This is a genomic window from Olsenella sp. CU969, assembly GCF_905219715.1.
GTDB lineage: Bacteria > Actinomycetota > Coriobacteriia > Coriobacteriales > Atopobiaceae > Granulimonas > Granulimonas faecalis.
The window spans coordinates 1-1,105 of sequence record NZ_CAJMXC010000157.1 but is presented as its reverse complement, the minus strand read 5'-3'; the positions used below and the strand labels follow the sequence as shown (position 1 = coordinate 1,105).

Sequence of the window (1,105 nt, the reverse complement as noted above, 5' to 3'; positions counted from 1 at the left end):
GCCCCCATCGTTCTCCTTGTGGAGTCCGGTGCCGATGTTCCCTCCGCCGCCCGCCAGGACCTGGGCATCGAGGTGGTGCCCATGCACGTGACGCTGGCGGGGGAGACCTTTGACGACGGCTCCGTCCCCTGCGCCCGGATGCTCGCCGCCTGCGCCGAGACCGGCGCCGTCCCCACTACCAGCGGCTGCACGCTCCACGACTTCACCGTGGCCTTCGACCGCATCCACGCCGAGCGCCCCGACGCCCACATCCTGCACCTGGCCTACTCAGCCGCCACCACCTGCTCCTACGAGTCGGCCCTCACCGCCGCCGAGGGCCGCGACTACGTGACCTCGGTGGACGTCAAGAGCGTCACCTGCGCCCAGTACCTCCTGGTCTCCGAGGTGGCACGGTTCCTGGCCGCCAACCCCGGCGCCACGGTGGGGGAGGCCGCCGACCTCGCCCGGGACCTCTCCGGGCGTATCCGCCTGGGGTTCATCCCCGGCGACCTCGCCTTCCTCCGCGCCGGCGGCCGTCTGAGCAACGCCGCCTACGTGGGGGCGCACCTGCTGCGCATCAAGCCCACCATCGAGATGATCGACGGCCTGCTCGTGGCCACCAAGAAGCACCGCGGCTCCATGGCCCGCGCGTGCCGCGCTTTCCTCGACGACTTCCTCTCCAAGGAGGACCTCGACCGCTCGCGCCTGGCCTTCGTCTACTCCCACGGGCTGTCCGACGGGATCCGCGCCGACGCCGAGGCCCGGGTGCGCGAGGCGGGCTTCCGGGAGGTCGAGTGGGTGGAGACCGGCTGCGTCATCGCCTCCCACAGCGGCCCGGGCTCCTTCGGCGCGGCGGCCATCGCGAAGCGCTAAGGGCGGCAGGAGCGCGGGACGCTGGGGTGCGGGGTGTCGGGGAGTGTCCCTCCACCTTCTTGGCACCCTCCGCACCTGAACGCGATTGAGTACACCCCCTTCTCCACCTGAATGCGAATAAGGGCGGATTTCCTGCCCCTGAACGCGGTTGAGGGCGGATTCCGACGCGGTTCGTCGTCGAGAGTCGCCCTCAACCGCGTTCAGGTGCCAGGGGGGGGCGAGAGGGGGCGCTGCCGAGGAGAGGTGCCGAGAG

1 protein-coding gene is annotated in these 1,105 nt (G+C 71.2%); it reads left to right on the top strand.

The annotated features are described in order from the left end of the window. On the top strand, positions 1-852 hold an 852-nt coding region (locus tag JX283_RS08340), incomplete at its 5' end, for a DegV family protein (RefSeq protein ID WP_370583438.1). Positions 853-1,105: the final 253 nt, after the last annotated feature.